Annotated in this window: 1 protein-coding gene; it reads right to left on the bottom strand. The window is 69.0% G+C overall.

Features of this window, described 5'->3' with window-relative positions:
* The coding region (locus ABZ434_RS36040) for a type I polyketide synthase (RefSeq protein ID WP_359146324.1) at positions 1 to 1,930 on the bottom strand (1,930 nt) is incomplete at both ends.

Genomic DNA, 1,930 nt, shown 5'->3' with positions numbered 1-1,930 from the left:
CGGCGAGCACCCGAACCCTCGAAGAAACCGGCCCAGTCCACCGAAGTGCCAGTGACGTGCAGCTGCCCCAACGCCATCACGGCCGACGCCACCTCCGGGCGCCCCTTACGCACCAACGGGACGAAGACCGCCGACTCCGACTCCACCGACTGCTGCGCCATCCCACACAGCACACCATCCGGACCCACCTCGACGAACGAGGTCACCCCACGCGACGCAACGAACGACACCGCATCCGCGAACCGCACCGCCTCACGCACATGCCGCACCCAGTACTCCGCCGAGCCCCACCCCTGCGCCAGGTCCCCGGACACACCCGACACCACAGGTATCGACGGCTCGCCGAACGACAACCCGGCCACCACCGCCCCGAACTCCGCCAACATCGGCTCCATCAACGGCGAGTGGAAGGCGTGCGACACCCGCAGCGTGCTCGTCCTACGGCCCTGACCGGCGAACTTCCCCACCAGATCAGCAACCGCCGCTTCCGCACCCGACACGACGACAGATCGCGGCCCGTTGACCGCAGCGATCCCCACCTCACCATTCAGCAACGGCAGGACCTCGGCCTCCGTCGCCTCCACAGCCACCATCGACCCACCGGCCGGCAACGCCTGCATCAAACGGCCACGAGCCACCACCAACTCAGCCGCGTCACTCAGGGACAGCGCGCCGGACACATGCGCGGCCGCGATCTCACCCACCGAATGACCCACCAGGAAGTCCGCACGCACCCCCCAGGACTCCAGCAGCCGGAACAATGCGGTCTCCACCGCGAACAACCCGGCCTGGGCGAACATCGTCCCGTTCAGCAGGTCGGCGTCCTCGCCCCACACCACCTCACGCAACGACCGACCCAACCGGCCATCCAGCTCCGCCACCACCGCATCAAAGGCAGCCGCGAACACCGGATACGCCTCATACAGCTCCCGGCCCATCCCCAGCCGCTGCGCACCCTGCCCCGTGAACAGGAAGGCCATGGCACCTGCCGGCCGCGCACTTCCCTGCACCACCGAAGGCGACAGCTCACCCTCGGCCAGTGCGGTCAGGCCCCGCACCAACTCCTCACGGTCAGCGACCGCAACCACCGCACGATGCTCCAGCACCGCCCGCGACACCACCGACGAAAAGCCCACATCCAACAGCGAAGTCGAAGCCCCTACCCGCTCCAGCAACTTGGCCGCCTGGGCGGACAGACCCGCCTCGCTCCGCGCCGACAACACCACCGGAACCACCGGCACCTCAACAACGGCGGTCATCTCCGGCACCTCGACCACCGGAGCCTGCTCCACGATCACATGCGCATTCGTCCCACTCAGACCGAACGACGACACACCCACCCGACGCGGACGATCCCGCACCGGCCACACCCGCGACTCCGTCAACAACTCCACCGCACCGGCGTCCCAGTCGACGTGCGGTGAACGCGTCTGGGAGTGAAGGGACTTCGGCAGCACACCGTGCCGAATCGCCTGGACCGCCTTGATCACCCCGCCCACACCGGCGGCAGCCTGTGTGTGGCCCAGGTTCGACTTCAGCGAGCCGAGCCACAGCGGATCGCCGTCCGGACGGCCCTGCCCGTACGTCGCCAGCAACGCCTGCGCCTCGATCGGATCACCCAGCCGCGTCCCCGTCCCGTGCGCCTCCACCAGATCCACGTCCGAGGCCGCGATGCCGGCGTTCTCCAGCGCCGCGCGGATCACGCGCTGCTGCGAGGGGCCGTTGGGTGTGGTCATCCCACTCGACGCCCCGTCCTGGTTGATGGCACTCCCCCGGATCACCGCGAGGATCGGGTGGCCGTTCCGCCGGGCGTCCGAGAGGCGCTCGATCATCACGACGCCGACGCCCTCCGAGCAGCCGGTGCCGTCCGCGTCGGCGGCGAAGGACTTGCAACGGCCGTCCTTCGCCATGCCCCGCTGATGACTGAAGT

The organism is Streptomyces sp. NPDC005761 (assembly GCF_040630635.1).
Taxonomy (GTDB): domain Bacteria; phylum Actinomycetota; class Actinomycetes; order Streptomycetales; family Streptomycetaceae; genus Streptomyces.
Note: the sequence above shows the minus strand (reverse complement) of the source record. Positions and strands in the feature narration are given on the sequence as shown.